Source organism: Micromonospora sp. NPDC047134 (assembly GCF_040643455.1).
Lineage (GTDB): Bacteria > Actinomycetota > Actinomycetes > Mycobacteriales > Micromonosporaceae > Micromonospora.
Genome location: NZ_JBEYUI010000017.1, coordinates 123,241 through 137,629 on the forward strand (window position 1 = coordinate 123,241; position 14,389 = coordinate 137,629).

Genomic DNA, 14,389 nt, shown 5'->3' on the forward strand with positions numbered 1-14,389 from the left:
TGTCGACGCTGACACGGTGTCAGAGTCAACCCGGGCCACCGGGTCAACCAGGCAGCGGCGCTCCGTCGTCTCGGTTGCGAGGCGGTGAGACCCGGTTGCGGCGCGGGGTGACCAGGCGACGCACCATCGGGGCGGTGTTCCACCGGGCCGCGCCGACCAGGTCGCGGGCGTGCTCCAGCACGGTGTAGTCGCGCCGCTCCCGGCCGGCGGCGATCGCCGCCTCCAGGTCGTTGTCGCAGCTCATCAGGACGCTGTCGAAGTCACGACGGACCGGCTCGGACAGGTGGTAGCCGAAGGCGCGGTGCAGCCGGGCGAACAGCGGCTTGTACAGCCGGGCCCGCTCGTGCAGGCCGGAGGAGTACGACATCGGGTTCTTCGGCCGCCGCCGGATGTAGTCCGGCAGCAGGTCGGCGAAGGCCCGCCGGACGATCCACTTCTCCTGACCCTCGCGCATCTTCAAGTCCACCGGCAGCCGCATGGCCAACTCGACCAGGGCCAGGTCCAGGAAGGGCACCCGGGCCTCCACCCCGAAACCCATGCTGGTGCGGTCGACGCGCTGCAACTCCGTACGGCAGAGGTTGCGGATCTTGTGCAGGAAGAGCCGTCGGGCCGCCTCGGGCCCGACCTCGTGATACATCGGGTACCCGCCGAACAGCTCGTCCGAGCCGTCGCCGGTGAGCACGACCCTGACGCCCAGCTCGGCCAGCCGCCGGAAGATGGGCACCGAGACCACCGCGTTGATGATGTCGCCGTACTCGGTCAGCTCGGAGATCCGGATGGCCTCCCGCACCTCGGCCAGCCGGATGTCGCGTGGCCGCAGCTCGACCACCTCGTGCCGGACGCCGAGGTCGCGGGCCAACCGCCGGGCGTACGCCACATCGGGGCTCTCCGGCACCCCTACGGTGACCGCCACGCAGTCCGGGTGCGCCTGCACGGCGTGCAGCAGCACCAGCGAGCTGTCCAACCCGCCGGAGAGCACCACCCCCACCGGAAGATCGGTGTCCAGGCGCACCCGGATGCTGTCGGTGAGGGTGGTACGGACGAGCAGGGCGGCCTCGTCCGGATCCGTCACCGCCGGCGCCCCGGCACCCAGGGAGAGCAGGTCCACGTACGGCCGCAGGTGGACCCGGCGGTCCGCGTCGACCCAACCGTGGTGGCCCGGCGGCACCTCGACCACCGGGGCCGCCGCCCGGACCAGGGCCTTGATCTCGCTGGCCAGGTGCAGACATCCCGGGGTACGCGACCAGTACAGCGGCTTGACCCCGAGGGGATCCCGCGCCAGGTACACCCGGCGGGTGGCCCGTTCCACGATGGCGATGGCGTACTCGCCGCGCAGCCGGGTGACCATCTGCTCGCCCCACTGCGCGAAGGCGGCGAGCACCACCTCGGTGTCGCTGCCGCTGCGGAACCGGTGGCCCAGGCCACTCAGCTCCGCCCGCAGCTCATGGTGGTTGAAGGCCTCCCCGTTGTAGCAGAGCAGCCACCGTTGGTCGGCCGACACCCAGGGCTGCACCGCCCGGTCCCGATCCACCACCGGCAGTCGGCGGGTGCCGGCGAGCAGGCCGGCCTCGTACCGGGTCTCGGTGACCTCCCCCCGGGTGGCCAGCACCGCCAGCATCCGGCGGAAGATCACCGGATCGGCCTCCGGGCCCAGGCTGAGCACGATTCCGCACATCGCCTCAGATCCCCATCTCGGCTTCGTAGGCCCGGCGCAGTCGGGCGGTGGCGGTCGGGGCCAGGCAGATGTGCCAGGCCTGCCCCTCGTCGACCACGTTGATCTCACCGCAGCGCTGCCGGTCCAGCAGCAGCCCGGCCAGGGTGTCCCGGACCCCGAAGTGGTCGAACCACTGCATCTCCAGATCGGCCGCCCAGCCCAGGCAGTGCCCGCTGGGCACCATCGCGGCGTACCCCAGGCGCCGCAGCCGGTACTGGTGCTCGGCGCTGCGCACCAGGCTGGTCACCCAGAGCGGCGGGGTGCCGGCCGGGGTCACCGCGGCGAACTCGCGACCCAGGTCGTTGAGCAGGGCCACCACCTCGCGGCGGGCCCGGCGGAACAGCAGACCGGCGGTACGCGGAGTGGCGCGCGGCAGCATCCGACGACGCAGGGCGCGTACTCCCCGGCCGAGCAGGTTGCGGGGTTGTCCGGTGTAGCGGAAGTTCAGCAGATCCCGCCGCCGCAGCCAGTCCAGGTCGACCAGTTCCACGCTGTGCTGGACCTGGGTGTCGGTGAGGAAGGTGGCCGCCTCCCGCCACCACATCACGTCGATGCGGGACAGCAGGTAGATCCGCACCAGGGCGGTCAGGTCGGCGGCGGAGCTGCGGGTGTTGGGCTGGTACCGGGCCATCTCCAACAGCAGGGTCTCCCGGGCCCCGACCAGCCCCTGGGGGGTGGCGTCCAGGACGGCGGCCAGGGCCGGCTCCCGCAGCCGCTGATCGATCAGCACCTGGCGGGCCTTGGTGCTGCTGGCCGAGGCGAGCGCCCCCACCTCGACGAGCAGTTCCGCCACGGCCCGGCGGTAGGCGTCCAGATCGGGTCCGGTGGCGGCCGGAGGTCGTACCGGGCCGCGCGGGCGACGCCGGGCCGGGGCGGCAGGAGGACCAGGCCGTTGTCCCGGACTTCGACTGGGCACTCGCATGGTCGGGTCCTCTCTCCCGGTGAAGGGTTCGCCTGTCGCCGACACTAACCACACGTACCGGGATGAGTCCGAACAATCCTCCTATCTTCCCTGAAGGGGTGTGGAGCGGCCTTATCGCCACTGGTCGTTGCCGGTGTTGCGGTGGTCGCCGCAGTGCGCCCGCAGTGGTAATGAAAAACTTGACCCATGAGTTCCACGCCCGTACTGCCGGACCCGTCCACCGAACCGCCCGCCTTCGCGGACCTTGGCCTGCGTTCCGAACTGCTCGCCGCGCTCTCCGCGCTCGGCTACGAGGAGCCCACGCCGATCCAGCGGGAGGCCATCGGCCCGCTGCTGGCCGGTCGGGACCTGCTCGGGCAGGCCGCCACGGGCACCGGCAAGACGGCCGCGTTCGCCCTTCCGCTGCTGCAACGGATGCCCGACGAGCGACCCACCGGCGACCCGGTCGCCCTGGTGCTGGTGCCGACCCGGGAACTTGCCGTGCAGGTCTCCGAGGCCTTCCACCGCTACGGCAAGGATCTCGGGGCCCGGGTGCTGCCGATCTACGGCGGCCAGCCGATCGGCCGGCAGTTGCGCGCCCTGGACAACGGGGTCGACGTGGTGGTGGCCACCCCGGGCCGGGCGTTGGACCACATCGCCCGGGGCACCCTGCGGCTGGGCAACCTGGCCACGGTGGTGCTGGACGAGGCCGACGAGATGCTCGACATGGGTTTCGCCGAAGACATCGAGGCGATCCTGGAGCACGCCCCCGAGCAGCGGCAGACGGTGCTGTTCTCGGCCACGATGCCGGCCCGCATCGACGGGATGGCCCGCGCCCACCTGACCGACCCGGTCCGCATCCTCATCGCCCGGGAGCAGCCGCTGGCCGGGGAGGCCCCCCGGGTACGCCAGAGCGCGTACCTGGTGGCCCGGGCGCACAAGCCGGCGGCCCTGGGCCGGGTGCTGGACGTCGAATCACCGACCGCGGCGATCGTGTTCTGCCGCAGCCGGGAGGAGGTCGACCGGCTCACCGAGACCATGAACGGGCGCGGGTACCGGGCCGAGGCGCTGCACGGCGGGATGAGCCAGGAACAGCGCGACCGGGTGATGGGCCGGCTCCGCGGCGGCACCGCCGACCTGCTGGTCGCCACCGACGTTGCGGCCCGTGGTCTGGACGTCGAGCAGCTCAGCCACGTGGTCAACTACGACGTGCCCTCGGCCCCGGAGTCGTACGTGCACCGCATCGGCCGGGTCGGCCGGGCCGGGCGGGAAGGGGTGGCGATCACCCTGGCCGAACCCCGGGAACACCGGATGCTCAAGACCATCGAGCGGGTCACCGGGCAGCGGATCACCATCGACAAGATCCCGACGGTGGCGGACCTGCGTACCCGCCGGCTGGAGCTGACCCAGGCGGCGCTGCGGGAGAGCCTGCTGGAGGACGACCTCGACCCGTTCCGGGTGATCGTCGAATCGCTCAGCGACGAGTTCGATCTGATGGAGGTGGCGCTGGCCGCGGTGAAGCTGGCCCACGAAGCCACCCTGCCGGGCACCGAGGAGGCCGCGGAGGAGATCCCCCAGGTGGCGGTCCGCGCCCCCCGGGAGACCCGGCCCGGGGCCGACGGCCGGGGCGACCGCCGTCCGTCGAGGCCCCGCACCACCGGCACCACCCAGGTCTTCATCGGCCTGGGCCGGCGGGCCGGGGTGCGTCCGCAGGACCTGGTGGGTGCGATCACCGGGGAGACCGGCATCCGGGGCCGCGACATCGGCTCCATCGAGATCGCCGACCGGTTCTCCCTGGTCGAGGTGCCGGTCGCCGTCGCCGACGAGGTGATCGCCGGGCTGCGCAACAGCACCATCAAGGGCCGCAAGGCCACCGTACGCCGCGACCGGGACGGCGGCGACGGGGGCGGTGCAGAGCGGCGGTACGACGGCGACCGCCGGGACCGCCGCTGACCCACAACTCAGGAAAGGGTCCCCTGCCGTGCGTTGGCAGGGGACCCTTTCCTTACCTCAGGCGAGGGTGAGCGTGCGGGTGTCGGCCTCGGCCGGGCGCAGCGCCAGGGCCAGGACGTCGGCGACATCGGCCAGGGTGTGCACGGTCAGCGCCTCGCGTACCTCGGTGGGCAGGTCGTCGAGGTCCGGCTCGTTGCGGGCCGGGATGATCACCTCGGTCAGGCCGGCCCGGTGGGCGGCCAGCAGCTTCTGCTTGACCCCGCCGATGGGCAGCACCCGGCCGGAGAGGGTCACCTCGCCGGTCATCCCGAACTCGGGGCGTACCGGCCGGCCGCTGGCCAGTGAGGCCAGGGCGGTGACCATGGTGATGCCCGCGCTGGGGCCGTCCTTGGGCACCGCACCCGCCGGGACGTGCAGGTGGATCCGCCGCCCGGCCAGGGCGTTGGGATCCAGGCCCAGGCGGCGACCGTTGGCCCGCAGGTAGGACAGGGCGATGTGCGCGGACTCCTTCATCACCTCGCCGAGTTGACCGGTGAGGGTCAGTCCCGGCTCGCCCTCCATGCTGGTCGCCTCGATGAACAGCACGTCTCCCCCGGCGCCGGTGACCGCCAGGCCGGTGGCCACCCCCGGCACCGCCGTACGCTGCGCCGACTCCGGCGTGTGCTTGGGCCGACCGAGGTAGCGGACCAGGTCGTCGACACCGATCCGGACCGGGGCGGGCTCGACGGTCAGGGTCACCGCGACCTTGCGCATGATCTTCGCCAGAGCCCGTTCGAGCTGCCGTACGCCGGCCTCCCGGGTGTACTCCCCCGCGATGCGACCCAGCGCGGCGGAATCCACCTCCACCTCCTCGGCGGTCAACCCGGCCCGTTCCCGCTGCCGGGGCAGCAGATGATCCCGGGCGATGGCGACCTTCTCCTGTTCCGTGTAGCCGTCCAGGGTGACCAGTTCCATCCGGTCCAGCAGCGGGCCGGGGATGGCCTCCACCACGTTGGCGGTGGCCAGGAACAGCACGTCGGACAGGTCCAGGTCGACCTCCAGGTAGTGATCCCGGAAGGTGTGGTTCTGGGCCGGGTCGAGCACCTCCAGCAGGGCGGCGGCCGGATCGCCCGCGTACCCGGCGGAGAGCTTGTCGACCTCGTCGAGCAGCACCACCGGGTTCATCGAGCCGGCCTCGCGCAACGCCCGCACGATCCGGCCGGGCAACGCGCCGACGTAGGTACGCCGGTGTCCCCGGATCTCCGCCTCATCGCGGACCCCGCCCAGGGAGACCCGGACGAACCTGCGGCCGAGCGCCCTGGCCACCGACTCGCCGAGGCTGGTCTTGCCGACCCCGGGCGGACCGGTCAGGGCCAGCACCGCCCCGGAACCCCGGCCACCGACCACCCCGAGGTCCCGCTCGGCCCGCCGGTTGCGTACCGCCAGGTATTCCAGAATGCGGTCCTTCACATCGGACAGACCGGCGTGGTCGGCGTCCAGCACGGCCCGCGCCGCGGTCAGGTCGGTGTTGTCCTCGGTACGGGTGCTCCACGGCATCTCCAACACCGTGTCGAGCCAGGTACGGATCCAGCCCGCCTCCGGGGAGGCGTCGCTGGCCCGTTCCAGCTTGCCGACCTCGCGCAGCGCCGCCTCGCGTACCTTCTCCGGCAGGTCGGCGGCCTCGACCCAGGTCCGGTAGTCGGCCGTGCCGTCCGGGGCGTCCTCGCCGAGTTCCTTGCGGATCGCGGCCAGCTGCTGGCGCAGCAGGAACTCCCGCTGCGTCTTCTCCAACTCCTCGCGTACCTCGGAGTTGATCTGCTCGGTGACCTCCTGCTCGGCCAGGTGGTCCTTGACCCAGCCGACGAGCAGTTCCAGCCGGGCGGTGACGTCCGGTGCGGCCAGCAGTTCGGTCTTCTGCCCCAGGCTGAGCCAGGGCGCGTAGCCGGCCGAGTCGGCCAGTTCGGACAGGTCGGTCATCCGCTCCACCGCGTCGATGACCTGCCAGGCACCCCGTTGCTGAAGCACGGCGGTGACCAGGGCGCGGTATTCGCGGGCCAGCTCCCGGGCCCGGCCGGCCGGGGCGGGTTCGTCGATCTCGGACGCCTCGACCCAGAGCGCCGCGCCGGGACCGGGTACCCCGGTGCCGATGCGGGCGCGGGCGATGCCGCGGATCACGGCGGCCGGCTCGCCGCTGGGCAGCCGGCCGACCTTCTCGATGGTGGCGATCGCGCCGACGGAACCGTACTCGCCGTCCAGGCGGGGCACGGCCAGCAGCCGGTGGTCACCGGTGGCACGGGCCGCGTCGACCGCGGCCTGGGTGGTCGGGTCGAGGGTCACCGGGATGACCATGCCGGGCAGCAGTACGGCGTCGGTCAGTGGAAGTACCGGAAGAGTTGCCATCGAACACCTGCTATCCCATGAGTTGAGCGTGTCAGGCTCAAGTCACGAAGAACCCTCATTGTTCCTCGATGTGATCCAGAACACCGGAACGGTCTTACGTGACCTCCCCGGAGGGGGACCCTGCGCCACCTCTGCAAGCAAGGTGACCTATTCGGGATTTCATTGAAGCGCAAAACGCCACCCGCAGCAGGGCGTGCGTTTGTTGCGCAATTGGCGGCGCATACGTCAAACTTTGACCACACCCCGCCACACACAGGGAGTAGTCAACGATGGCGAGAAAAGTAATCACGGTGCTTACCGACGACCTCGACGGCGGTAAAGCCGACCGAACGCTCGAGTTCAGTCTTGATGGCGTGGCGTACACCATCGATGTCTCCGACGAGAACGCGGGAGTCCTGCGCAAGGCGTTGGATCCGTTTATCAATGCCGGACGCAGGCTCGGGCGGGGCACCGACCTCGGCCGCACCGTTCGTCGTGCCACCGGCCCGGCGACTCCCGGAATGAACCGGGAGCAGAACCGCGCCATCCGCGAATGGGCGGTCAGCAACGGATACAAGATTTCCGAGCGGGGTCGCATCCCGGTCGAGGTGGTCGAGGCGTACAAGAACCGCTGAACGACGCTCGCCTGCGCAACTCGCAACGTGCGATATTTCCCCCGACCACCAGGGCCGCCCGGAGGAGTCCTCCCGGGCGGCCCTGGTCGTTGCGAGTCAACTCACGACATCAGTTCACCTGAATCCGTACCGCGTCGAAGGCCGGGGTCTGGTTCGCCCGCTCCGCCATCGGGATCCGGTGCGATCCGTCACCGGCCCAGACCGCGCACTGGGCGATACCCGATTCCGGCAGACCCGGAATCTGAATGACCACGCTGTCCGGCTGGCGGCCGCCGCCACCGTCCTCGGTAGCGACGAAGAAGGCCGGCACCGGATCGGGGGCGGGCGCCTCGTTCGTGTTGTTCAACATCCGGCACGCGGTGTGGAAGTGCCCCCGGGTCAGCCCCTCGCCGTTGAGCAGGGAACTCTCCAGGTAGTAGCCGCCCTGCCCGGCCGGCAGGAAGCGGTCCCGGACCAGGTTACGGGTGCTCACCCGGATGGCGAAGCCCTGGTTACGGTTGATCTGCTGGGGAAACTCGGTGATCAGCAGCGACGGGTTGTTGGCCGCGGAGCCGACCTCACCGAAGGCGGTGCTGATGCAACGGTTGCCGTTCTGGAAGCCGTCGTGTGGCTGCAACCGGCTGTTGTTGCAGTTGTTCGCCAGCACCTGGAGGCCGTTGTTGCCGTTGTTCGGGTTGCCCCCGTTGTTGTTGCCACCCCCGTTGTTGGGATTCCCATTGTTTCCGCCGTTGTTGTTGTTCACCGGCCGCACCTGGCATTTGGCCAGATCCGCCAGGCCGCGCGGACGCGGACCGAACCGGTCGATGGCGATGGTGATCCGGTCCAGGGTGGCCCGCCGCTTGCTGGCCAGCGGACCCAGGATGGCGTTGTTGATGAAGCCCTGCCCCTTGTTGCCCTCGGCGGCGAGTCGCTGGTCGGCCTCGGTGATCTGGGTCTGCAACAGGCCCAGGTTCCGGTCCACCTCGGCGCGGGCCCGATCGGGCACCTGAGGCAGCCGGCTGACCACGTCCGGGCAGGCCACAGCCTGGGAGCCGGTGGCGGCACCGCCGCCGTTGCGGGTCTCCTGGCACTCCTCGATGGTCTGCTGTCCGTCACCCCAGTGATTGGTCACCCATCGGCCATTCTGGAAGGTGCGGGTGGTGGTGGCACCACGGGCGGCCGGCGCGGTGGCGCCCGGAATCGGGGCGACGCACTCGGCCGCCACCGGACGGGGCTGCTTGTTCGGCCGTCGGTCACCGGCCGATGAGATCTGGGTAACGGCGACCACCCCGCCGAATACGGCGAGCGTGGCACCGACGGCCAGCAGTCGCTTCGTCCGCGTGTTACCGGATGGTCGGCGCGACCGGGGGGACCTGCGCATCGAATTGCTCTCCTTCTCGATCCGGTACCTGATTCGTGACTCGACGGACCGAACGGAATCGTGGTGGCACGCCCGGCGGACATCCGAACGCGCCGATGGCACGTCGACTGACGACGATGCCCTTTCCGCACCGTCTCCCGCGCCTGTCGGTGCGGGTCGGGGAGATCCTGTCCATTCCCGGTGAGGTACGGACCCGCCAGGGGGGCCGGTTCAAAGTCGGCTGACTTTTTTTCGCCGCGGGGCGCGGCGGCAGCATCGGTGGAGGTGTTCCACCGACGGAGGTCAGAGCTGACAGAGATGGTCGTACGGGAAGCCGTCGGCGAGTTCCTCGCGGCGATCCCGCAGTCGCCGAATGTCATCGCGCAGTTCCGCACGATCGACCAGAACCGGAATGTCGGCCTCCAGCCGGCGCAGCCGGTCGCCGACCGCCAGGGTGGCCAGATCCTCGGCCAGGCGAGCGGGATCCACCCCGCAGGAAAGACGGTGGACCTCAAGCGACACCCGTTCCACTAGGCACTCGCCGGGGCGTACCTCGACCCAGGCCCAGCCCTCGGCCGGGCCGGCGGTCCACCGCACGTGCAGTCCCCGCAGGATCGGGTCGGCCAACCGTCGGGCCACGTACGCCTCGACCGCGTCGGCCCGGGCCAGGGCGCCCAGGTCGTTGACCGCGCCGGTGCGGCCGTCGGGCAGCCGGCCGATGATGTCGCGGAACCCCACGGCGGCCACCTCGGTCCCGGCGCCACCCTCGGCGTACCGGCGGGCGTCGATCAGGTAGGTCAGGATGCCGGGCCCGTGCTCGGTCGCGTTCAGGGTGGTCGAGACGATCCGCAGGACCGGCAGACCGACCGCGGCGGTGACCGCTGCCATGGCCCGCTCGGCGCGACGGGCGGCCGGGTCGGGCGACGGCGGCCGGAACTGCACCGCGAACTCGACCTGGTCAGCGTCGGCGGCCCCGACCACGAGGTCGAGCGGTTCCCGGGCGGCGAGGTTCCACTGGTTGGCGGTCAGGCCGGTGGGCCGCCGCCGGATCAGGTCACCGAGGCGCAGGCCGGCGTACACCCGCCGCCCGGCGCGCAGGAGCACCTCGCCGCGTCCCGCCCCGACCGGGATCATCGCCGGCCGGGAGTCCTCGCCACCGGTCATCGTCGCATCCACCCCATCCTGCCGCCGATCGACCGAGTCTAGGATGACGATCATGCGGGTCCTCTGCCCTGGGCCCACCCCGAGGCCCGGCAGGGTGGGTTTTTCGGCGGCCTGGTGAGGAGGTACGCCGGTGCGGGTGGTCTCCCTGGTGCCCTCGCTGACCGAGGCGGTCGCGGTGACCCTGCCCGGCCTGCTGGTCCGGGCCACCGACTGGTGCTCCCACCGGTCCGAGCACAGTGGACCAGGCGCTCACCGAACTGGCCGACCTGCTCAGGGAGCTGGGGGCCGGCACGGAACCCGGATGGTTGGCGGCCGGCCGCCGGGCCTGGGCCCGACCACCGGAGCCCGACCGGGTACGACGGGCCGTGGTGCCGGTGTGGCGGCGGCCCTGGGTTGGTGCTGGGCAGCGACACCTTCGCCGGGGACGTGCTACGCCGCCTCGGTGTGCACCATGTGCACTCGGCTCACCCCCAGCGGTACCCTCGATTCAGCCTGGCGGAACTGCGGGCGACGGGACCGGCCGTCGTCGTACTGCCGGATGAGCCGTACCGGTTCACCCGCGACGACGGGCCGGAGGCCTTCGCTCCCCTCCCCTGCGCCCTGGTCTCCGGACGCCATCTGACCTGGTACGGCCCCTCGCTGGCCGAGGCTCCCGATTTGCTGGCCGGTCAACTCGCCGACCCGGTCGTCGGCGCCGGCTGAGCTACGCGAGGTCCCGACCGACCGGGACCAAGGTCCCGCCCGGTCATGGCCTGGTCGGCCCTGCACACCACCTACCCGGCAGGCGTCCAATAGAGATGCCACCGGGACAGCGGTGCGAAGCGAAGAAGGGACGTGGACACCATGACCGCGATGATGGAGCGGAACACCGCCGCCGCCAAGACCCCCGGGGCCGCAACCGTCCGGGAGCAGAACACCAGCAAGCGCGCCAGCCGCTACCTGCTCGGCGGACTCCGCCTGGCCCTGGGCTGGATCTTCCTCTGGGCCTTCCTCGACAAGCTGTTCGGTCTGGGCTTCTCCACCGAGGCGAAGAACGCCTGGATCAACGGTGGCAGCCCCACCAAGGGCTTCCTGACCTTCGGGGTCAGCGGCCCGTTCGAGGGCTTCTACAACAGCATCGCCGGCGCCGCCTGGGCGGACTGGCTGTTCATGATCGGCCTGGCCGCGATCGGTACCGCGCTGATGCTCGGCGTCGGGATGCGCATCGCCGCCGTGAGCGGTGGGCTGCTGATGGTGATGATGTGGACCGCCGCCCTACCCACCACCAACCCGTTCATGGACGACCACCTGATCTACGCCGGTGTCCTGGCCCTGCTCGCAGTGACCAACGCCGGTGACACCTGGGGCCTGGGCCGCCAGTGGGCCCGGCTGCCGATCGTCAAGCGCTTCGGCTGGCTCCGCTGACCTGAATCACCTCCCCCCCACGCGGCGGGGGGGGGCCCCCCCGGGGGCCCCCCCCCCCCCAAACCCCCCCCCCCCCCCCCCCCCCCCCCCCCCCCCCCCCCCCCCCCCCCCCCCCCCGATCTTGCACTTTTGGTCGTCGCATATCGGGGCAATGCGCCTGTATCGGCGACCGAAAGTGCAAGATCGCGGGGAAGGTTGGGGTGGGGGGTGGGAGGGGGTGTCGTAGCATCCGGCAGGATTGTGCTGACTGAAACCGACGTCACAGGAGAATTCGCATGAACCAGGCAGCGAGCAAGCCCGAGATCGGTCCGATCGAGGGAGCCCCGCCGGCCGACCTCGTGATCGAGGACATCACCGTCGGCGAGGGACCGGAGGCCCAGCCTGGTCAGCTCGCCCGGGTGCACTATGTCGGGGTGGCCCACTCCACCGGTGCCGAGTTCGACGCCTCCTGGAACCGTGGCGAGGCCTTCGAGTTCCCGCTCGGCGGCGGACGGGTCATCGCCGGATGGGACCAGGGCGTGGTGGGGATGCGGGTCGGGGGCCGGCGCAAGCTGACCATCCCGCCGCACCTCGGCTACGGCAGCCGGGGCGCCGGTGGTCTCATCAAGCCCAACGAGACCCTGGTCTTCGTGGTCGACCTGCTCGGCCTCAGCTGACCGCGACGTCCGGCGCCGGCCCCGTGCCCGGCGCCGGACGCCCCGGCGGGGTCACACCGAGGTGAGGACCCGGTCGGCGTCGACGATCGGGATCACCCGGCGCAGACCGGTGGCGCGCAGCACCCGGTCCACCACGGGTGGCGGGTCCACCAGCACCAGTTCGCCGCCCTGGGCCCGCACCCACAGTCGGGCCGCGAGCAGGGCGCGCACCCCGGCCGCGGAGAGCAGCCGGACCTCGGAGAGATCCACGCGGAGTTCCGAACGGGTCGGGGCCGCCCAGAGCGCGGCCCGCAACGCCCCGACGGTGGCGATGTCGACCACCCCGACCACGCGCACGCACACCACGTCGCCCGACACCGTGGTCTCGACGTGGAATCGTTCCTCGCGCTCTCGCATGAGTCGAACCTATCCCCCGGCACCGACACTTCCACCCTGCGCGAAGCGGGTTCCGGGTAGATCCAGGGCATGACCCGCAGGCACCTCGGGTCCACCCTAGGGAGGATCCCCCGCCCGGGTCCGTACCCCTGCGCCTCGACGACCCGATCCCCGACCGCCCGCCGACGCCGACCCACGCGGCAGCACCGGGTGGTTGGCCGTTCGCGGCGGCGTGCAACGGCCTCCGGGCCGGTCCGTCACGGACCGGCCCGGAGATGCGTCCCTCTCAGCCGCCGCTGGAGGACGGGTCCGGCTCCGGCGAGCCACCGGCCACCGCCCCCGGATCCGGCTCCTGTGTCGGGGTGGGTTGCAGCCCGGCCGGGACCGGCAGGGCGCTGCCCTTGGCGAACTGATCCCAGCTGACGTTCCAGGCGGTCCAGCCGTTGCCCTCGCCGAGTTCGACCTCGGTGCCCTTGACGGTCACCAGGTCACCGACCTGGGTGACGCCCATCAGCCAGTCGGCGTTGGCCGCCGACAGGTTCGTGCAGCCGTGCGACACGTTGGTGTTGCCCTGGTCCCCCTCCGACCAGGGTGCGCCGTGGATGAACTCACCGCCCCAGGTGAGTCGCTGCGCGTCCTCCACGTCGACGACGTACGGGTCGGCGGAACCCCGGGTGTCGAAGGTGGTGAAGTCGTGCTTCTCCATGATCACCATCTTGCCGCTGGAGGTCGGGGTGCTCGGCTTACCGAGACTGACCGGCAGCTTGCGCAGCAGTTTCCCGTCCTGGAAGACCGACATCCGCTTGGTCGCGTTGTCGATCTCCAACTGGACCTGCCGGCCGATCTTCGAGGTGGCCCGCTTGTCCGTGTCACCGACGTGTTCCTTGCCGATGGGCAGGCCCTCCAGGGCCGACCGGACGCTGATGGTCGTCCCGGGGCGCCAGAAGTCGGGGGCCCGGTAATAGACCTGACTACCGTCGGCAACCCAGGACCAGGTGCCCGGCTGCGGCGGATCCGTCTTCACGAACAATCGGCGCTGCACATCCGCTCTCGCCTCTTTGGGAATTGGCGGGTCGAAGGCCACCGTTACCGGCATAGCCGTGCCGTACGTCCGATTTCCGGCGAAATACAGCACGCTGGTGATGGCCGGTTTCGACGATTTCTCGCCGGTGGTGAAAGTGGTCTTGCGGGTGACCGTGTCCCCTGAGTCACCGGTCACCATCACCTCGGCGGTGTAGGTGCGCTTGGGTGCCAACGCCTTGTTCGGCACCCATCCGGTGCCGTCCTCGCGGGGCTCGGCCTCTACCGTGCCGCCCTTGTCGTCGGTGATGCGCACGGAGGTGACCCGCCCGTGTTTGACATCGGTGCCGATCTCGCCGCTGAGCGGCACCCCACGGGCACCCTCGGCCGGAGTGACGGTCACCTCCGGTTTGGCTCGCGCCTCGGCGGGCTGGCCGGCCTTGCGGTCAGTGGTACATGCTCCCAACGCCAGCGGTGCCGCCGCGACGGTCACCGCGAAAAGCGTCAGTCGCCGCCTGAACCTCATGATGATCGTCCCCCCGTTTATCACTGCGGCCTCTGCCACATTCTCTCTACGGGGAAGCGACATTTTCGCCATTCAGAAAAGCGCGGCGAAAAGCGCGGCCAGGACGCTTTTACGAATTCCAGACCGCAACGGCCCCGGCAGTACCGGCCAGCGCGGCAACGGGTGGCCTGCGGGGAATGTCCCCACCCGTGCCCGGACGCCGGTGCCGACGCCGAACGCGCCCGGCATCCGTACGGATGCCGGGCGCGACTCGTGTTTTGACCGTTGTGTGGGCAGGGTGGTCTGGCGGTGTGGTGTGGGTGTGTTGGTGGTGGTGTGGTGAGGGTTGTTACTTGCCCTTGTGG

At 70.9% G+C, this 14,389-nt stretch carries 11 protein-coding genes and 1 pseudogene; 5 read left to right on the top strand and 7 right to left on the bottom strand.

Going from position 1 to position 14,389, the window contains the following annotated elements; all coding sequences use genetic code 11:
• Positions 1-43: 43 nt before the first annotated feature.
• The gene (locus tag ABZ795_RS20650) at positions 44-1,675 is read right to left on the bottom strand and encodes an asparagine synthase-related protein (protein WP_357531533.1); all 1,632 of its coding nucleotides are present in this window, start codon (positions 1,673-1,675) and stop codon (positions 44-46) included.
• Positions 1,676-1,679: 4 nt separating this feature from the next.
• Positions 1,680-2,636, bottom strand: coding sequence for a hypothetical protein (locus tag ABZ795_RS20655; RefSeq protein ID WP_357531534.1), 957 nt, complete (start codon positions 2,634-2,636; stop codon positions 1,680-1,682).
• Between the two features lie 186 nt (positions 2,637-2,822).
• Between ABZ795_RS20655 and ABZ795_RS20660 the strand changes: the two genes are divergently transcribed.
• The gene (locus ABZ795_RS20660; RefSeq protein ID WP_327025416.1) at positions 2,823-4,568 is read left to right on the top strand and encodes a DEAD/DEAH box helicase; all 1,746 of its coding nucleotides are present in this window, start codon (positions 2,823-2,825) and stop codon (positions 4,566-4,568) included.
• Positions 4,569-4,625: 57 nt separating this feature from the next.
• On the opposite strand, the gene lon is transcribed toward ABZ795_RS20660, so the two are convergent.
• Positions 4,626-6,947 carry an endopeptidase La gene (lon, locus tag ABZ795_RS20665; protein ID WP_357531535.1) on the bottom strand — a complete coding sequence of 774 codons (2,322 nt, stop codon included), beginning with the start codon at positions 6,945-6,947 and terminating at the stop codon, positions 4,626-4,628.
• Positions 6,948-7,216: 269 nt separating this feature from the next.
• Here lon and ABZ795_RS20670 point away from each other — a divergent pair, with 269 nt between their 5' ends.
• Positions 7,217-7,561, top strand: coding sequence for an Lsr2 family protein (locus tag ABZ795_RS20670; protein ID WP_357531536.1), 345 nt, complete (start codon positions 7,217-7,219; stop codon positions 7,559-7,561).
• A gap of 109 nt (positions 7,562-7,670) precedes the next feature.
• Here ABZ795_RS20670 and ABZ795_RS20675 read toward each other — a convergent pair whose 3' ends face one another.
• Both ABZ795_RS20675 and ABZ795_RS20680 read right to left on the bottom strand, forming a co-directional pair.
• Positions 7,671-8,921, bottom strand: coding sequence for a hypothetical protein (locus ABZ795_RS20675; protein ID WP_357531537.1), 1,251 nt, complete (start codon positions 8,919-8,921; stop codon positions 7,671-7,673).
• Between the two features lie 282 nt (positions 8,922-9,203).
• A complete protein-coding gene (locus tag ABZ795_RS20680) occupies positions 9,204-10,118 on the bottom strand; it encodes a hypothetical protein (protein ID WP_357531538.1) in 915 nt (304 codons plus the stop codon).
• A gap of 76 nt (positions 10,119-10,194) precedes the next feature.
• Here ABZ795_RS20680 and ABZ795_RS20685 point away from each other — a divergent pair.
• From ABZ795_RS20685 to ABZ795_RS20695, 3 genes and pseudogenes are all read left to right on the top strand, one after another.
• A pseudogene (locus ABZ795_RS20685) lies at positions 10,195-10,766 on the top strand (helical backbone metal receptor).
• A gap of 132 nt (positions 10,767-10,898) precedes the next feature.
• Positions 10,899-11,468, top strand: coding sequence for a hypothetical protein (locus ABZ795_RS20690; protein WP_357531539.1), 570 nt, complete (start codon positions 10,899-10,901; stop codon positions 11,466-11,468).
• 275 nt (positions 11,469-11,743) lie between these two features.
• Positions 11,744-12,124 (top strand): FKBP-type peptidyl-prolyl cis-trans isomerase, encoded by a 381-nt coding sequence (locus ABZ795_RS20695; protein WP_327025410.1) that lies wholly within the window; start codon positions 11,744-11,746, stop codon positions 12,122-12,124.
• A gap of 51 nt (positions 12,125-12,175) precedes the next feature.
• Here ABZ795_RS20695 and ABZ795_RS20700 read toward each other — a convergent pair whose 3' ends face one another.
• Together ABZ795_RS20700 and ABZ795_RS20705 are read right to left on the bottom strand one after the other, a co-directional pair.
• Positions 12,176-12,520 (bottom strand): STAS domain-containing protein, encoded by a 345-nt coding sequence (locus ABZ795_RS20700; RefSeq protein WP_327025409.1) that lies wholly within the window; start codon positions 12,518-12,520, stop codon positions 12,176-12,178.
• Between the two features lie 265 nt (positions 12,521-12,785).
• Positions 12,786-14,045 carry an Ig-like domain-containing protein gene (locus tag ABZ795_RS20705; protein WP_357531540.1) on the bottom strand — a complete coding sequence of 420 codons (1,260 nt, stop codon included), beginning with the start codon at positions 14,043-14,045 and terminating at the stop codon, positions 12,786-12,788.
• Positions 14,046-14,389: the final 344 nt, after the last annotated feature.